Genomic DNA, 16538 nt, shown 5'->3' on the forward strand with positions numbered 1-16538 from the left:
ATTAATGAAACCTGAAGAAGCACTGCGGTTAATGATTAAACTTTATAGTCCTTACTCCCCCTATTCGACCAATGATGATTTTCCACAGTATTTAATTGGTACGGCCTACGACAAATTTGGGTGTCTGTTAGCACTGAACAACACGATAAACAACTTTAATGCCGAACATGCCTTGGCTGTCGGCGCTAATTTTTGGAAGTTAATCGAAAACGATGCTGATTTTGTTCAACGACACCACAAACAGTTGGGTGAGCTTTTGAATGCAGCCAAGTGTTTAGATACCTGGAACGATTTAGACCTAACATGCGACCAATATAAGGCCAATCTCACCTTCAACTTAGCATTAGCCATCCACCTTCCGATTTATGATGATGGTGACTTTTTAGCTGACTTGATGGAGCGTGAGCCACGATATGGTCCATTCTTGATCTTCGAAAATGCGGTTAGCAAAAGGTGGTATCTGGTTCTTATCATCCTTATGGTTCGAGCGAATCATTACTATAGTTTAACGAATTTTGATGACATCCCTTCTGAATATACTTTGCCTAAAGACATCGCAGATGAGGTGCGTGTGGTTGCCAATGCAATTGCACCAGAAATTGGAAGGGTCGTGGGTATTTTCATCGATAGGACAATTGGTAGCGACACTGAACTTTACAGGCTAGATAGGCGCTGTACGAACCTTACGCTTCGAGCAAGGAATATCAGAACAGAAACCTCCTTGCAAAATAACTTTCCCAACTTTCACTTGATTGCTGATGCATCTAATAGCCTGGTAGCTAGAGTGAAGCATTATCAACAAGAATTTCGGTTTCGAGTGTTTGAAGTGCTGCTAGGCGCTGTAACCAGTAAAGCAGAAAATGGCACTGGATATAAAGAAAACATAGCAATTGAAGTCGGTCATAATTTTGCTAAGAAGCACCACGACTACGCAAAGTTGACCAAACTGTTTTCGGGTAGGCAACGCTCAACTGCGGCTGAGCGAACGATTGTGTTGAGCTATCTGATTGCCAACTACTGTACAAATGAAATTTCAATAGAATGGTTTAAAGGGTGCGCGCGTTGTGGAAATGAGCTGCTCATTTTTTCTGAGTTCGATTTACAACAAGTGTACGAGCTGCTTAGTGCAGCCGATGTTCAAATTAAGCGCGTGGTATTTGTCTGCCCAGATAACGATAGTTGGTACGTAGTAAACGATGCGAGCGAACTTCGAGGGATTAGTCGGTATTGTATCCCCATGAGTTCCCAAGAGGCCAAAGAACTTGCTGCCGCTCTCGATGCTCATTTAACGTCCACAAATCTTGAACAACTCAAGATGTGGAGAGTACGTGAGATCAATGATAGCTATACGCTTGGAATACCGGTATTTGGTGACGAAACACTCGCCCAACTACTGGGTTACCAAGAAATGTGTCCTTACTTCATTGGTAAGTTCAATAGCATTTTAAATCATTGAGCTTACTTGCAATCACTTGACAACTTTACTGTCGGGACAATAGATACAAAGTAGATCTATACGCTCTCTCATTATATTTATGTGGATAGATAAAAAGTTGTGCAAGGAAGATTGAAATAAAATAGGAAACGTAAAGATGATTATATGGATAGGTAGCGCACTACTATTGTTGGGTGTTTTATCAGGAATAGCCGCTTTCAAACACTTTGATTCAGCGTTCAAACCTAGCACTGAGAAACGTTCTAGCCCCATTGTATATCAGTACTATGCAAAGACCTGTTTTCGATTGTTAATCGTCGGCGGGATTCTACTCACTATTAATTACATAGATTTCGAATCCTGGTCACAAGAAACAAGGTCAAAAGTAACATTGTATGCTGTGGTCATAACTGCGATTGCGAGTATGTACACGATGGCTCAAACATTCCTCAATAGCAGAAGGCAGCGTGATATAGAAAGACGAATCAAGAACCACAACGATGATTTTTAAGATAGGAAACTTGAACAATGATACCTAATTACGATCCACGCGAAGCATGGTTAACCAAGACATGGGATCTGGACTCAGACGATTTGTTTGAGCGTTTGGGTTTCAATGATGGTGCGTTATTCGAAGATTTGGCAATGGCTGAACATATGACGATGCCCAGTCAACAAAAGATTTTAAAGCTAGTTGTTGAACATTTACTGCTACCTAAAATTGAATATGTAATTGAGCTTCATGATTGGAATACTTCTCATAACAGAGTGCGTTTTGACGATCGACACAAAGGCACATTTGAGCGCGTTGAGATCACTGTGACAGGCGAGCAGATTTTCCGACTATTGGACGATCATTGGAACTAGATAACAGGGTTTTACTGTAAAACTCTATGATAGGAAACATCGTATGGAAACCAACATAACAGTTCAGGGGAGTGTGATAGTCTATCACGCATCTCAATACAGACCATTTGAAACAAAGGTAGATTTCACACCCCATCTAAAGTTAATCACTTCAATAATGGGAGATTTAGTATTATCGAATAGACCGAGAATAATTGGCATTGAAGGACTTGCAGGTACTGGCAAAACGGGACTCGCTAAACTTCTAAAAACTGACGGTTCAAATGTCACTGTAATTGATGTCTGCGCGTTACGAAATCATTATGTGTCTGGTCCTACAGATATTAGCGGTCTATTTACTGACCCTCACGCTACATATGTCATCGATGAGTTAGGCTTTGCGGACCCAAACTGCTATCCAGTTATCAAGCATCATTTGGATCAAGGTGGTACGGTGGTTGTACTGGTTCAGTCTAAACTTGACATTACCTTAGACGCTGAAATCACCTGGCTTAGCATGGACAGAAACGGCATTAGAGCATTGTAGGAAACTGGGCTGCTTGGTGCGGCCACCAGCGAATAGGAGACACCTAGCGAAAATGATCATTCAAAGAGTTACGGGTAGCAAATCATGTCGAAGTTATAGAGCTATGGCCATCGATCCAAAATCCATAGCAGCTATAACATTACTGGACCCAATGGAATTTGATGGGGAATACGGATGCACAATTACATTTCACAATCCGGTTTGTGTTGGTATTGATGAAAATCAGAATCCAATCATGGAACGCGTCATTATTGCTGATGGAAAAATAACCTATCTAGCAAAAAACGCTGGACTAGACCCAGACGATGAGCTCATGGATAGAGACGTAACTTAACGTAGGAAAAATCTGATGACCACTAAAATGTTAAAAGGTGCTAAAGCCTATATTAAGTTAATTATAGACCCGGTAATTGTTGTCACCATTGTACTGGCATTCATATTAATTTTATTTTCTATATATAACTATTTCGCTCATGAATTGGAGCAGGCACTAGCGTTATGTATCGGATTCGGAAGTTTAATATGGGTCATCTTAGGTTCGAGTATACTGGTATACAGCGAATCAAAGTGGAACATCGAAGGTTTGAGCGCTTACGCAAATATACATGACATCAGATCAATTATGGAACAGTGCGAGAGTAATCCTAGCCTTATTGAGAGTGTTAAATTACTGGAAACTGTCGGTGGCAAAATAGTATGCGAGTTAAAATTGACTGATAGCGACCCTTTGCGAGTTCAAACTGGCATAAATGCTGTTGGTATGTGGCTAAAACTAAAGTCACTAAAGGAAGGTAAAGAAGCACCAGAATGGATAGTGAATAACTAATAGTAAGCGGCAGCCATTCAGTTTTTAACATTGAATGCCGAATATTCGGCTTAGGAAACATCGTTATGAGTAAAATCACTAAGTTCAAGAACAAACTCCAAAGCACGAGCAATGCTTTACAAGCAGAAATGAGCACTGCTCAAGCTGTTATAGAAGAAAAATACCTTGATACTAAAAACACTGTTCAATCTACTGTAGAAGCAGTTAACGGGGTTGCAGTAAAGACTGTTGGGGCGATTGTCGGTGTTGTAGATGTTGCGGTATCACTAGGCATTGTATTTGCTGCATTTACAGCGCCAGTACCGGCAGCAATTGGTGGGGCAATTATATTGCTAGGGACGCATAAAATCGGCAGCACCTTTGATGAAGTAGATGCAATCAAGTCAAAAAACAGGTCAGAAAGGGAGTTAGGTAAGGCAGTTAAACTACTTAAAAAGTATGGCTCAATCCCTAAAACAGCAATTGTTGAAACTGATTTTCTATCTGTAACAATACATGCTGAAACAAACACGGTTTCTGGTGTTGTAAAGCAAGGCAAACACTCTGGAAAATACCTAAGTGATCTGTCGGATGATGAACTGTCGAGTTTGATTGAACATGCTCCAAGCAGTGATACTCAAGAGATACTAGAAGCGTACTGCAAATATCTAAGTACACAATTAAACTAATAAAGTCTAATTAACAGATTCAAGAAAACAGGTTATTTTGGATGCTCGTTTAATACAGATCCCCTTCGGGCCAACCAGAGGACCCTATCAACTTATGGCTATCTGTAACATTGTTCATATTTGCATTAGTGTCGCTATATGCGAAGCATGGTGAGCATCGCGATATAGTTCAACCCGCACCAGGTAAATTCATGTCACTTGCAGCACCTCACTCGTTTGAAATGTTGGAGAATGGTCTAGCAAACGGCATCGAAGGTTTCGAAAAAACTAAATAGAAAGTTTCAATACTAAGGACGTCCAATGCCTGAACCTGTGACTATCGGCCTAAAGAGAATGAATAAGAGGAAAACATCATGAAATCTTCATTATGTTGGTTTTTGCTTGGGAACTGCACCGCCTTTGCTGCGCTTGGACTAATGGCCCATATACAAGGCAATGAGACAGTTCAACAAGAACCAGTGCAAGCCAGTACTTTCTCTAAGCAGAAGGTAGATTTGCATAACAATTTCAATGCTAAGTCCACACCGCAACAAGAGCTCCAGGAACCTGGAAGCGGTCATTACATAGTTGAGGACTTTGACTCAGGTGGTGTTGATGACACAAGCTTAAGCGAAGCGTTAGAGTCACCTATGTCAGATGAGGGATATGCAAGACTGGAGTCAGAAATGAAGACCAATTCTGCTTATGAACTGGCGTTTTGGGGATTAAACGAAGAAAGTTCGATTGATGATATAATCAGCGCAATTCCAAACATCGAGTACGGCCAAGCATTGCGTGCTGAAAGTATGCTCAAAGAATCTCCAGATGATGCGATGTTCATACTCAATTTATTGGCTAAAAATCCGAATACGGGAAACAAAGAAAAAGATCTGATGTATCTAGCGGCAGCCGTGTCGAGGGATGTAAATGAAAATGCGTTGTTTCTTGTTGATAGTTTGATTACGACCAAATGCTCTATCAATACGAGTCCCAAGTCGCTGATTCATTTTATTAACACATACCAGCTGGATATAGAGAAGGCGTACCGCAAGCGCAATTTCGAGTGGTTACAGTCAACCATCGATAGGGAAGGTTGTTCAGCCTTCAATTCTATCTAGTACTCTCAATTTCATTGAATTGTCGATTTCAACGATTTTGTCATTGCTCAAGTCAAGAACCCATGAGCACAAAGACAACTCACTCGTTTAGAGTAGATTCAATCTATAATGAGTAACTACATCATCGTCAGCAAAGGGTCGAGCTCCGCCAAACCAAGCATGAGCGTGGGATTTTCTTACTAATCGACGTTGGGCTTCAAACTCTCTTCCATTGTTACTAACCTTGCAGAAATAATCTCCTGCGTCGGGAAGGTTATCTTCGACACTGATCCATACTGTGCCGTCATTACACACGGCCTCATTAATTAGGTTCTGGACCTCTTCACATGCAGACGCCATGTCCGTACTTATCAGGGGCAATGTGGTCAATTTGAAAGTGACTGTTTCTGTAAATTTCACTGCCAGTCTTTGGCCGCAACCTGAATAGCTGATACTAACAAGAAAGTCCCTAAATGTACCCGAGCATTGAGTCCAACCTGCCGGTAAATTTTCTGGCTCACGGTCCCAAGAAATTCTGTGTGAAAAAACTTCCATGTTCTCTCCTTAGGAAAATATTAGTGATGCAAGGTAATAAAGGAAGTTACCAAAACCCGCGGCTATGGCAGCGCATATAACGTAAAGCGGTATGAATTTTGGTTCAACCGGGATACCAAGCTGGCTCAACGTTGCACCAATACCTACAGCACATGCTAGTTCGAAAATCAACTTACCGGAAAAGCCCAATACAAGCCCTAAAGGTATATAAAATAGAAGACATGCCAAAACAGTCATTCCAATGATGAAATTGTTTTTTGCTGTTAACTTGTTTAGTTCACGCCCAAAGAGTTTCATTCAAACAAACCTATATAAGATTGATTTCAAAGCAATAAAGTAGGATTCTCTGTGCTAAAACTATAGCACCTAACGATTTGAGTTTAAATCAATCGACAAGCAATGTTTCTGATCTCAAAGCCAAACTTTATTTTAAATGATAAACAAGCATAATTGAGTGCTGATCTAATACCTATGCAGATTGCCCTTGATGGTTTGATGGTATAAGTAGATTAAGTATTCAGCTTATCAACTTGGGTATATCCATGAATCGAATAAAATCAGTAATCACTCTATATGCTGCCGTAGTGCTAGTAGTTGTCTCCGGACCTGCTGCAGCAAGCGAGCAGGTTAAGCAAACTCCCATAGTGACACTGTCACTCCTCAAGGTCTTTCAAATGCCGACCACCTCTGCAACTTCGTATTCCCCCTACGTCGTTACTAATGAAAGTCGTATCTTATTTTTTTCAAGGGCACGGAAATTTATAGAGGGTGATAAAGTTGATCTGTTTACCTTGTCTAGTGAGAAGTATGGTGATGGGCAGCGCCAATATAAAATGTGCTTACACGATGATACTACGGTTTGCACTGTTGCTAAGCTTCCATCTCGAGAAGTAAAACGGTTCGATGAATTGGTGCGTACTCTTCACAAGATACCAGCCAACTAACTAGGGGTTAAATTGCTCATGATAAAAATTAAAAGGCTAAATGCTGCATTACCTGTAGCATTTCTTTTTTCAACTACCTGCACGCTAGCCGATGACATAGGTATCAGTTATTTAGGTTCATTGACCTTGGCAAAGGTAGAAACTTCAGTCGATAGTGGTATCTATCACTCCGATCGTTCTTATGTTTTGACTAAAGAAGGACGAAACGTTATTAGTGTTCGGGCTGTTCAATACCTTCCAGGGGATATTGTGGATTTTTACCGGAATGTGTTAAACGGAAAAATTTCCTTTTGCCTATATGGTACAAAGTCTAATTGCTACAACGTCCCAAAGCGAGAGCAGGAAGCCATTCGGCTGACACTTGCAGATATGGACAACATGCAAGGAGAAAACTGACATCATGCTTTATATAAACCGAAAACTCTCGCTCTGGCTGCTACCAACGTTAATACTAACCACACCGGCATTTGCTGTAGAAACTAGCTCTCTTGGTATCTTTACGCTTTTAAAGGTTTTTGATGGGGCAAGAAATCAACCAAACTTTGTCGTTACAAAAGAGGGACGACATTTGTTTGAGGGAAGTGCAAAACGTTTTTCTAGTGGTGACCGTGTTCACTTGATTGAAATCAAAACGAGCCTTACTGGTACCTTATACCGTATGTGCCTGATTGATGCGACAATTTGTACTGAACGGCTTACACTCAAAACAGACCATGAAGATTTAAAGCTAACATCTAAGAAGCTTCATTCGCGTAGCAATGAAGAAGGTTCAGATCTTATTGACCAAATACGAAAACTCCAAAGACGAGAAACAAGCTTATTAAGTCAATTGGAGAATCAATATGACTACTAGATCAATTCTTATAACAATTTTCTTATTTATGCCGGTCACTGTTTATGGTGAGAAGGACATTGAACCTGCACTTGCGGCGACAACTACTTATGAAACTAAAGCTGATGAATATCTACAGCAGATAGAAAAGGTTTGCCCCTCATGCGCTTTGGAGGCTGCTTTTGTAGGCACTCAAAATGAGCTCAAATGTAGTACATCTGTTTCTACTTCAGAGTACAAAAAGATCGTCGCTGAAAGCAAAATTTACATATTCCTTCTTGCTTTAGGTCAACAATTTGATAGTGATAGCATAGTCCCGGAAAAGGTTCGTAAGCTAGCAGCTGAAGCTCATGATTGTGATGAAAATGTTTGGCTTGCTGGACTCAAGATCAAGATGAAATCTGCCCCAAAATCTTTTTGGCAGAAAGCGCATTATCCAGCAGACTATTCAGATATCATTTAACCTTCAGAACAAACAACACGAAGAGCGTTTATCGCAACGCTCTGGTTAAACATATCTCTGTTGTGAAGAAAAATAGTTAGGCTAACTGAAAAGATGCCCAATAGTACTAGGTAGAATCATTAGAATGAGTACACTGCAGACCTAACGTTTCGTTATCTGAGAAGATAGGTCCTAGATTCAATGATTATGATAGACTTTCACTTGTATGCAGTTACATTGCCAGTTCATAACGGCAGACTTCAGACATTTGCGTCTAATAACTTCATTAATTGATCGAGTGCTTTAGTTGATACTTCTGCGGTTTTACTGTTTTCCCACGTAGCCATTCCTAATGCATCATTCAATGGTGTTAAATCAAGGGAAGAAATTTGTTCTGAAAGATTATGCGAGCGTTCCTGTTTCAGACATTGTTCTTTCAAAGTCCAAAACCTATTATTCGCTTTTTGGGCAATTTTGTACCTTGCTTCGAAGCTTGCCTTTTGGCTATGCAGGCGAACTGGAAACTTAATCACCCTCACGTCGGTACCTATTTCTATTAGACCGGCAAAAGAGGGGAGCTCTTTAGATACATCGATTAAACCAGGGGGGGTTACGTACCAGAAATGGTTTACCTCCAAATCTCCACGCTCAAGGGCCTCAAGTTTGTACCGTTGGCCGTTATTCTGGAAATCGAGAGTTTTCTTTCTATCAGCAGCGAAGTCAGTGCGGGATAGTTTAATCTCAAATTCATCGATGAAACCGCTAGGACGCAATCCAACTAAATCCATCTCGTAGAAACTGGTGAGATAGTAGTTTGGTACCAACACTTCAAATCGTTTTCTGTGATCATCTGATAGACCTAGTGCAGCAATAAATGACTTTTCATTTTTCGGAACCACTGGTTTTAAATGCCTATCTCTCCGTATAATCGCCATCGATATTTAACTCCAAAAAAACGTATGATGCATTCGTTCTGAATATACAATCTAGTTACCTGTAGTGGCGTCAGACCCTACACAGCTTACAAATTGATGGCTGAACATCTCCAGGTCTTGTACGTTATGAATTTCAAGAACATCTTTAGCGAGTAGCTTGGCGCGTTCTAACTGAGTTGTTTTGTCAACGTTGGCACTAACAACTTTAAATCCGGCACCCGGACATGCTCTTGAGAACGCAATTACCGCGGCATATGCTTGATTCGACAAGTCAACATTTTGAGCTTGCTCGACAGCTTTCTTTTTATCAGCTTCGGCATCTGCCTTAGAAATGTATCCCCAGCGTTCTAGTATGAGTTTAATCATCGATTGATCCCTCTGTCTTATCATCATGCTTATTGCGATCAGATAAAAGCTGTTCATTCATATAGAACCCAAGAAAAAACAAAACCAATCCCCCAATTATGCACAAATGGAAAGGCGATAGGCCTACCGATGCTAAAACCTCAGTTATTGATTCCAACATTACAAATCTCCCAAATGATGACTGCAGCTAGGACCAGAACTTAAACAATGGATTAGTTCGTTTAATAAACATCTTCCATAGTTCTTCATTGCAACCATGTTCCTGATGATGTTGCTTCATATCTTCTCGCAATTTGAACACTTTGCGTTTGAATGCTAGGTACCGAATTAAAAAAATACCACTTGTGATGCAGAGTGCTATCTCAATCCAATAATGAATGTTATTCATTTCAAAACTCCATGGTAATTGACTTCAATTTGCGTTGTCTCTTTGAAGTGGTCTTGCGGTGCGACATAAGAAAAGGATGACAATGGCACAATTAGTTAGACTAAAAGGCGAGTTTGAATGCAGCATTCACTTGATTGAGCGAGTTTAATAACTAAAGCTAACCAGTTCAGTAGAGCATTATCTACATTAGATACCTTAATGATCGCTACTCCATGCGACATTGGTTTACCATCCATGATTAAACATCCTCTGTACGTATCACTAACCAACGTAGCCGAGAGCTACTCCCTTGAGATGTCGCGAAAAATTGACAATTCATCAGCGCATCTAAGCCGATTGATTTCATAAGCTCGGTATCGAGAACAAAGAGTCAACTAACCAGCTGAATCATTGCGAGCCCTGAAGACTCGTAAGCTGGTGTTTAAAGTTAAATGTTTCGTAAACTGAAGATGATCAATATACCGCACATAGATCAGTGCTGCAATAACTTAGGAGCGGCACTAATTCACGCTATCGACAATAGTTCCGAGTCCAGGATTCCACAATATTTTCAAATTATATTGTCTATGTGTCTTCCAGATAACTCACGAGTCATTCCTCCAACTTCGGCATAAAGTACAGTTGCGTTCTGTAGGATGCAACAAACTTGATCCCGGTGTTCTGCAGGTACCGGGAAACCACCATTTACAAGTTCGTAATAGTTTTTCGTTGTGAGATAAATTGCGTGGCGCAAAAATGGTACTAACACCAGCCTTGCGTAAGGTTCTTATTTGCTGAAGAAACACAGGCATTTCATTCGTCATGATACACCTTTTTCGTAAATAGTAATTTGAAGCGACGATTACGCTTTTGATAGTAGGATGATATGGCAATTACAACTGAGAATATAAAGCTTCCAAGCAGTCCAATTGGTGAGAATAGGTCAGTACCTTTAAAACAATAAACAGCTACAAGATGACCACCAGCAATCAGTAATAGGAGTTCAACTAAAGTTCTCACCCAAGGCCCAAGATAATTGGTCATGTTCCGTATTATCATAACTATGGCTCCAGTGCGAAATGATAGCCGTATCATAACAGAGTTCAAACGAAGACCCTTGAACATGTTGCGAATATACAGCTAATGAGCATACATATGTTCACTATATTCACTTTGTCTTGTAAATTCCCGGCAAAACACCTGGTCAAAGTGAATAGGCGTGAATTTAAATTCATTGAGGTTTACGGGGTGGTTTTTTCTCATTGCAGAAGATGCCTAGTGGGGTTATTATAACCCCACTAGGTATGTATCAAGGTATGGTGTAACGTGGTGTAGGCCTTGATAAGTCCCTTAACAGCGCCATGACCTGTATCTAATGAGGAACAAGTAATGTTATATCCAATAGCTATTGAGACAGGAGATTCTGAACACGCCTATGGTGTGGTTTTTCCAGATTTAAAGGGATGTTTTTCAGCCGGAGATACGCTTGAAGAGGCGTTGGCTAACGCTAGAGAAGCTGCAGAGTTTTATCTGGAGGATTTGGCAATGCAAGGGGAGCTGCCACCTAAAGCGGGTGATCTTGCAACGTTGCAGTCACAAGATGATTTTAAAGGTTGGGCATGGGCTGTTGTAGAAGTCGATGTCGAGCCATTTCTTGGTAAATCATCAAAGATAAATGTAACGCTGCCAAATTTATACATTAAAAAGATTGATGACGTTGTAGAAACAAGCCCGAAGTACAAGAGCCGTTCACACTTTTTGCAGGTGGCGGCGACGCATGAACTAGAAAAGCACAATTAAGGAGAACATATGATGCATTGGTTGATATTAGGTATTGGGGCGATTTTTTTGATTGTTCATTACCTCGTTGCAGAAAATGTAATTCTGAGTACCTTCGGATGGTTAGGAATTGCATTAGGGGCGGTCATGTGGTGGAGAAATGAAAAAGCAATCATTTCCGCAATAACCGATAAATAAATTATTTGGTGATTCAAATGAAAGCAAACATAGTCATTGGTTTGGTTGTAACTATCTTTCTCTGCTCAGTCCATTTCTTGCTAGCAAACGGCTATCACTACTTGACGTCCGTTTATGAGCCAGAATCTTTTTTTGATTTTGATACGTGGTCATATCCGTTTAAGAGGTCTGTTTACTTTTTCAACTTTGCGACTGCTTTTTTTGGTATTGCTGTAACTAGCATCATATGTTTATGTAAATATTCTTCCCAAAACACAAAATAATAATGAGATAAGAGCTGAATGAGAAAATCTAGGTCTTTTTTATTGATCCTAACGTTATGGATTTGTTCTGTAGTCAATGGGTTGGTTTATCTTGTCGAGTTAGGTAATGGGCACGATGCTTCAGCCTTTTACGCTTGGCAGATTGTGTTTGGGGTGTACGTGGGTCTTAGTGCTGCTGTTGGGTTGATATACTTTGTTCAGAGTCAAAGTTAAGACTGTACTGTTAAATTGGAGTGAGGAATATGATGAATATTTTGATATACATAACTCTACAACTTGGAATTATAACTCTGCTAGTAAACCCAATGGACAGTCTCTTGCTTTCCACGCTCAATATCATTGGTGTGTACTTACTTTATCAGAAAATACGACCGTTAGTTATAAACCATATTCTGGATCAAAAAAACTTTGATAAGTATGTGAATATCGTACATCGCAATCATCGTAATATGTTCGCCGCAAAGCAATTTGGTTCATTTATTGATAGTACAATTCTAGCGACCCCCAAGGAATCTCAAAGCGTTGACAGAAGTAAAAATATAACGGCATATATTGCAACTGACTTTCATCTATCTGCATTAGTGATTGCTTATGCCACTTCACCTGCACTAGTCATCTATTTGTTTTTTTTCTAGAACGGAGGGAAATCGTGTCGATAATTTGGGTTATTGGTGTCCTCTTTACACTAGGGTATATGTTGGACACAAAGAACAAGCCTGCTTGGGTTCAGGTAAAGATTGCGTTGTTAATAGTATTCCTGTGGCCTATGGTCTTGGGAGCTGAATTATCAAAGGGAAAACCAAAAGGGGGACAAGATGATACCTGAGAACCTGAAAGCGATATTTCAAAGTTGAGGGAATTTATGGACGTTTGGACTGCAGTGTTCATCTGGGTTGCTGTTGGGTTTTGGCTTGGTTGTGGTACAGCCCCCGCGATCTTGGTATGGCTCAAAAACCCCCAAGAAAGCAATCTTTGGAAGGTCTGGGGGAGTACGTATAGTTTAGTGTTGGGTCCAATTGGGTTTGCGTCAATACAAGATTGGTAAAAGGCTGAGGAAAGATAAACCATGTATAGTACTCAAGCTATTGAAGATATAAGGAAATCCCTACTTGAAACCAAAGGCGTTAATTTGACATTTTGTGTTTGTGATAATCAAGCATTTAATTCAATAGTTCGAGCATATCGTCATGGTGAGATCACTCTAGAAAACGCAACGATAAAAGCTTATTCGACCATTATCGATCACCCCAAAAAAACATGAGGTATGAAGATGATAACAGCTAAAAATTGTACATATGAAGAACAGTGTATCACTCTATACGACGGTGGTATTACTATTGACCTTGAAAACAAAGCAGTGTTCGTAAACCTAAATAATGAGCACCAAATGTTTGACGGATGGACTGATGATATTGCGGTGGCCTTATCCCACAAACCACAGGACTTTCATGTTTGCAATGGAAATACTATCCTATCTAGCGGAATCAAATCTACAACGCTAATCGTAACTCAAGGTAAAGCTGAGTATAAAAAGAATCTTGATGATGTGGCTATAGCACCCTTTCTTAAAGGGGTTGAACTGTCAGGTTACGAGTGGCGCGTTGAATCAGATTTGAGCTGCCGTTCGTTTGTTATCTCTGGGTAAAAATAACCAGATGGAAAAGAGTATGAACTTAACAGAATGGTCACCACCACCATGTCCCAAATGTGGTTCTGATGACATGATTCACAAGCTCATGAGTCTTGAGCCCGCATCAATATCCTTCAGAGCTACAAATGGATGGTACTGCGAAAAGTGCAATGCGGGACCTTTCCAGTTAGGGAAGTTCTCTGAATCTGATGCTGCACAGTTTGCTATATCGCTATTAAACTCTTAATGTTGAGATAAAAGTTCATGTGGTCATACGTAAATAATGCACTAGACGAACAGTATTCAAAGCCTTTACCAAAGATTTACCGACTCCACGAGAGTTGTTTACCAATTGAAGAGTTTGAACTAAGAGAGCTATTAGCAAAATGGCTTTTCTCTGCGTTTGTACCCGTATATTCATTTAACTGGTTAGATAGGTTGGTGAATAAATCTGAATACCAGAGTCATTTGGTGGCACTGAGAGAAGCTGATCAAGAGCTATTAGATTTAGTCTCTGACCCACTATACATGGCGGCACTCAAGCGAGTCCTATCTGTTATGCCAGATAGCGTTGCGCATAAGCAACATCTGATCGAGAAAATCATAATAAACCCAATTTATTAATGTTATAGGCTTGGAAATTCCAAGTAATCATAGAAGGTAAAATTGAAGATGAAAGCAATCAATATCGAGCGTGACGATAAAGGAATGTGGGTACATCCCGACTTGCCAGTATGGGGCGAAAATTACACCGAAACACAAGCTGAGACTTGGTTTGCCAAACAAGGTCTGTCATATCACCTTGTGCTGATGGATGGCGAGCTTGGTGAGCGTTGGGGGAGTGGTAGAATGGACAGCTGTGCCGAATGGCAACCCGAAACTGAGGTCCCTGATTCGTTCTTAGTGGGTATTTGGGATACCGAAGACGGCGTGGTGGCGATGTTTGCCTCTCCATTGATAGTTGACGTGCCAAAGCAAGTTTATCTCGATGCATGGGTTGCAGAATATGCTCGTTTGCTGATTTCTCAATGCCATTTTAATTTAGAAACTGCGATTGAGATGGGCAAGGCCGCTCTTGAAAACATTGATCAAGATATTGAAGGCTACTCTCCATCAGATGCAGTTGATGATGAAATCGCTGCTATGCGTGACTGCTGTTAATCAGGTGATAGTTGTCTGACGGTTGTATTAACAATTGAAATTGTTGAAAGTTGCAAAAGTGAACGTTCACATGTCACAAAAGCTCATCATAGAAACCTAGTTGTCAATGATGACAAGGTGGTGGTGTTTTGCGTTTCGAGCATCACCCTACGGATTAATCACTAATGGACAACGTTCTATGGAGTGGGATAGATAGAAAACAACCTGCTTCTTAAGGCCAGACAACTAAATTTGACAAAGGCAGAGAAACCTAAATGAATTGCCAAAAAGTAATAGTAGTAGCTTTGAACGTGCTATGGCTTAGTTTAATGAGTTTCTGTTTATATAAGTTCGCTACGATTCCCGAACTCAGTAATGCAAAGCTAATTACTGAGCAAGTTAAGCACTATTATCCATATTCTGAACTAGCTCTTGCACTGATGTTTGTTGCCTTGTGCGCAATAGTTGTCGTTATGCTGTTTCACCGACCAAACAGAAAATCAAGTAATGCTAAAGTAAATCCGGGGTAAACCCCACGGCTAGAGCATTTTAATTCCAGTCTTTAAAAGGACTGAGCGATATTCGTCATCAATAGCCGCTATCTTCTTTTTTCTTACCATGCTGATGCTTTTACTTGTGTCTTGTTTGAAAAGACTTAGTGCGATTTTCCTCAACACATTGAAAGCTAAGGCTCCAGTACCTCTACGGATACGCGACTCATCTTCTCTGAACGTTACATCTAACATCCAATGCATGCTTTCTACCTGCCAGTGGCTTCTTATTGCATCCAATGCCTGCTGCGCGTTGAGAGTTAATGAGCTGATATACCATCGAGTTTCCTTCGATTGTTTACCACTCAATTTTTCTTCAACCGTAGCGGTCACTTTGATTACACTTTGTAAACCATCCCAACGATAGTCTTTACCTAACCAGTTTCTATCAACGATTAACTGCTCACACTGACGAGTTTCAATGCGTCCATGACCAACACTGACTTCGCAGTACTCATCATACGTCTCTGAAGTGGTGCCTTCTCGCATTGATTTATGCCACCAAGCTTCAAGCTCAGCTTTCATTCCAGAGTGATTACCTTTTAAGGCTAGTACGTAATCCGCTTTACCTTTCACTATCTGTTTCGCGATGTCTTTTTGACATCCCATTGCGTCCAGCGTGATGATACAGTTCTCAATATCAAGTAGTGTGAGTAACCTTGGGATAGCGGATACCTCGTTGCTCTTCTCATCAACCACAACTTGCCCAAGAACAAGCTGATGCTGACTACTCCAAGCGCTGACCGCATGGAGTGGATTTCGCCTCCCACGTGTATCAAAAGAACGTCTAGCGGTTTTACCATCGATGGCAATAACATCACTCCCAGTAGATTCTATAAGACAGCTCATCCAACTTTGAAACGCGCTCTCAATTTCTTCTGGCTTCAGGCGGCATATGACGCGAGCAATGGTGTCATGCCGTGGAATACCGTATTCAAAAGGACGATAACGTCGGAGCCAATCTAGGCGATGAGTACCAAAATCCTCAATCTGCTCCCAACCTTCAGCTCCTGATAAGACGGCGCTGACGGCTAAAAGGATAATATCGAGAAGTTCATGTCGCTTACATCGATCAATACGTGGGTCTTCAATAGCTTCAAAATGTTGGAGAAAAGAGTCGGGCATACTTAAAACGTTA

General features: G+C 40.6%; 21 protein-coding genes. 16 read left to right on the forward strand and 5 right to left on the reverse strand.

The window, feature by feature from the left end:
* Nucleotides 1-4 precede the first annotated feature (4 nt).
* From H735_RS08880 to H735_RS08915, 7 genes are all read left to right on the forward strand, one after another.
* Complete coding sequence (locus tag H735_RS08880) at nucleotides 5-1456, forward strand: hypothetical protein (RefSeq protein ID WP_020194268.1); 1452 nt, start codon at nucleotides 5-7, stop codon at nucleotides 1454-1456.
* 507 nt (nucleotides 1457-1963) lie between these two features.
* Nucleotides 1964-2302, forward strand: a complete 339-nt coding sequence (locus H735_RS08890) for a hypothetical protein (protein WP_020194270.1) — start codon at nucleotides 1964-1966, stop codon at nucleotides 2300-2302.
* Between the two features lie 43 nt (nucleotides 2303-2345).
* Entirely contained in the window at nucleotides 2346-2828 is a 483-nt protein-coding gene (locus tag H735_RS08895) for a nucleoside/nucleotide kinase family protein (protein WP_020194271.1), read from the forward strand.
* A 103-nt stretch (nucleotides 2829-2931) separates the two neighbouring features.
* On the forward strand, nucleotides 2932-3162 hold the full coding sequence (locus tag H735_RS08900) for a hypothetical protein (protein WP_227741522.1): 231 nt from the start codon (nucleotides 2932-2934) through the stop codon (nucleotides 3160-3162).
* Nucleotides 3163-3177: 15 nt separating this feature from the next.
* A complete protein-coding gene (locus H735_RS08905; protein ID WP_020194273.1) occupies nucleotides 3178-3654 on the forward strand; it encodes a hypothetical protein in 477 nt (158 codons plus the stop codon).
* A gap of 65 nt (nucleotides 3655-3719) precedes the next feature.
* Nucleotides 3720-4322 carry a hypothetical protein gene (locus H735_RS08910; protein WP_020194274.1) on the forward strand — a complete coding sequence of 201 codons (603 nt, stop codon included), beginning with the start codon at nucleotides 3720-3722 and terminating at the stop codon, nucleotides 4320-4322.
* Nucleotides 4323-4675: 353 nt separating this feature from the next.
* Nucleotides 4676-5419, forward strand: coding sequence for a hypothetical protein (locus H735_RS08915; protein ID WP_020194275.1), 744 nt, complete (start codon nucleotides 4676-4678; stop codon nucleotides 5417-5419).
* Nucleotides 5420-5506: 87 nt separating this feature from the next.
* Here H735_RS08915 and H735_RS08920 read toward each other — a convergent pair whose 3' ends face one another.
* Nucleotides 5507-5953 carry a hypothetical protein gene (locus H735_RS08920; RefSeq protein WP_020194276.1) on the reverse strand — a complete coding sequence of 149 codons (447 nt, stop codon included), beginning with the start codon at nucleotides 5951-5953 and terminating at the stop codon, nucleotides 5507-5509.
* 9 nt (nucleotides 5954-5962) lie between these two features.
* Nucleotides 5963-6250, reverse strand: a complete 288-nt coding sequence (locus H735_RS08925) for a hypothetical protein (protein WP_020194277.1) — start codon at nucleotides 6248-6250, stop codon at nucleotides 5963-5965.
* 245 nt (nucleotides 6251-6495) lie between these two features.
* Between H735_RS08925 and H735_RS08930 the strand changes: the two genes are divergently transcribed.
* Genes H735_RS08930 through H735_RS08945 form a run of 4 tightly spaced genes read left to right on the forward strand, consistent with a single transcriptional unit; the run spans nucleotide 6496 to nucleotide 8192 of the window.
* Nucleotides 6496-6897, forward strand: coding sequence for a hypothetical protein (locus tag H735_RS08930; protein ID WP_020194278.1), 402 nt, complete (start codon nucleotides 6496-6498; stop codon nucleotides 6895-6897).
* Nucleotides 6898-6915: 18 nt separating this feature from the next.
* The gene (locus H735_RS08935; protein WP_020194279.1) at nucleotides 6916-7293 is read left to right on the forward strand and encodes a hypothetical protein; all 378 of its coding nucleotides are present in this window, start codon (nucleotides 6916-6918) and stop codon (nucleotides 7291-7293) included.
* Nucleotides 7294-7297: 4 nt separating this feature from the next.
* Nucleotides 7298-7750, forward strand: coding sequence for a hypothetical protein (locus H735_RS08940; protein WP_020194280.1), 453 nt, complete (start codon nucleotides 7298-7300; stop codon nucleotides 7748-7750).
* A complete protein-coding gene (locus H735_RS08945; protein ID WP_020194281.1) occupies nucleotides 7740-8192 on the forward strand; it encodes a hypothetical protein in 453 nt (150 codons plus the stop codon). The genes H735_RS08940 and H735_RS08945 overlap by 11 nt, the downstream gene beginning before the upstream one ends.
* 239 nt (nucleotides 8193-8431) lie before the next feature.
* On the opposite strand, the gene H735_RS08950 is transcribed toward H735_RS08945, so the two are convergent.
* Both H735_RS08950 and H735_RS08955 read right to left on the reverse strand, forming a co-directional pair.
* Entirely contained in the window at nucleotides 8432-9106 is a 675-nt protein-coding gene (locus H735_RS08950) for a hypothetical protein (protein ID WP_020194282.1), read from the reverse strand.
* A 51-nt stretch (nucleotides 9107-9157) separates the two neighbouring features.
* A complete protein-coding gene (locus tag H735_RS08955) occupies nucleotides 9158-9472 on the reverse strand; it encodes a hypothetical protein (protein ID WP_020194283.1) in 315 nt (104 codons plus the stop codon).
* A gap of 1756 nt (nucleotides 9473-11228) precedes the next feature.
* Here H735_RS08955 and H735_RS08970 point away from each other — a divergent pair.
* The 5 genes from H735_RS08970 to H735_RS09005 all read left to right on the forward strand — a co-directional run bounded on the left by H735_RS08970 (nucleotide 11229) and on the right by H735_RS09005 (nucleotide 14870).
* Complete coding sequence (locus tag H735_RS08970; protein ID WP_020194287.1) at nucleotides 11229-11639, forward strand: type II toxin-antitoxin system HicB family antitoxin; 411 nt, start codon at nucleotides 11229-11231, stop codon at nucleotides 11637-11639.
* 9 nt (nucleotides 11640-11648) lie between these two features.
* Entirely contained in the window at nucleotides 11649-11816 is a 168-nt protein-coding gene (locus H735_RS30780) for a hypothetical protein (RefSeq protein ID WP_020194288.1), read from the forward strand.
* A 1533-nt stretch (nucleotides 11817-13349) separates the two neighbouring features.
* A complete protein-coding gene (locus H735_RS08995; RefSeq protein WP_020194293.1) occupies nucleotides 13350-13724 on the forward strand; it encodes a hypothetical protein in 375 nt (124 codons plus the stop codon).
* 249 nt (nucleotides 13725-13973) lie between these two features.
* Entirely contained in the window at nucleotides 13974-14333 is a 360-nt protein-coding gene (locus H735_RS09000) for a hypothetical protein (protein ID WP_020194294.1), read from the forward strand.
* Nucleotides 14334-14381: 48 nt separating this feature from the next.
* Complete coding sequence (locus H735_RS09005; protein ID WP_020194295.1) at nucleotides 14382-14870, forward strand: hypothetical protein; 489 nt, start codon at nucleotides 14382-14384, stop codon at nucleotides 14868-14870.
* 518 nt (nucleotides 14871-15388) lie between these two features.
* On the opposite strand, the gene H735_RS09015 is transcribed toward H735_RS09005, so the two are convergent.
* Nucleotides 15389-16525 (reverse strand): ISAs1 family transposase, encoded by a 1137-nt coding sequence (locus H735_RS09015; RefSeq protein WP_020194297.1) that lies wholly within the window; start codon nucleotides 16523-16525, stop codon nucleotides 15389-15391.
* Between the last annotated feature and the right edge of the window lie 13 nt (nucleotides 16526-16538).

The organism is Vibrio owensii CAIM 1854 = LMG 25443 (assembly GCF_000817815.1).
Taxonomy (GTDB): domain Bacteria; phylum Pseudomonadota; class Gammaproteobacteria; order Enterobacterales; family Vibrionaceae; genus Vibrio; species Vibrio owensii.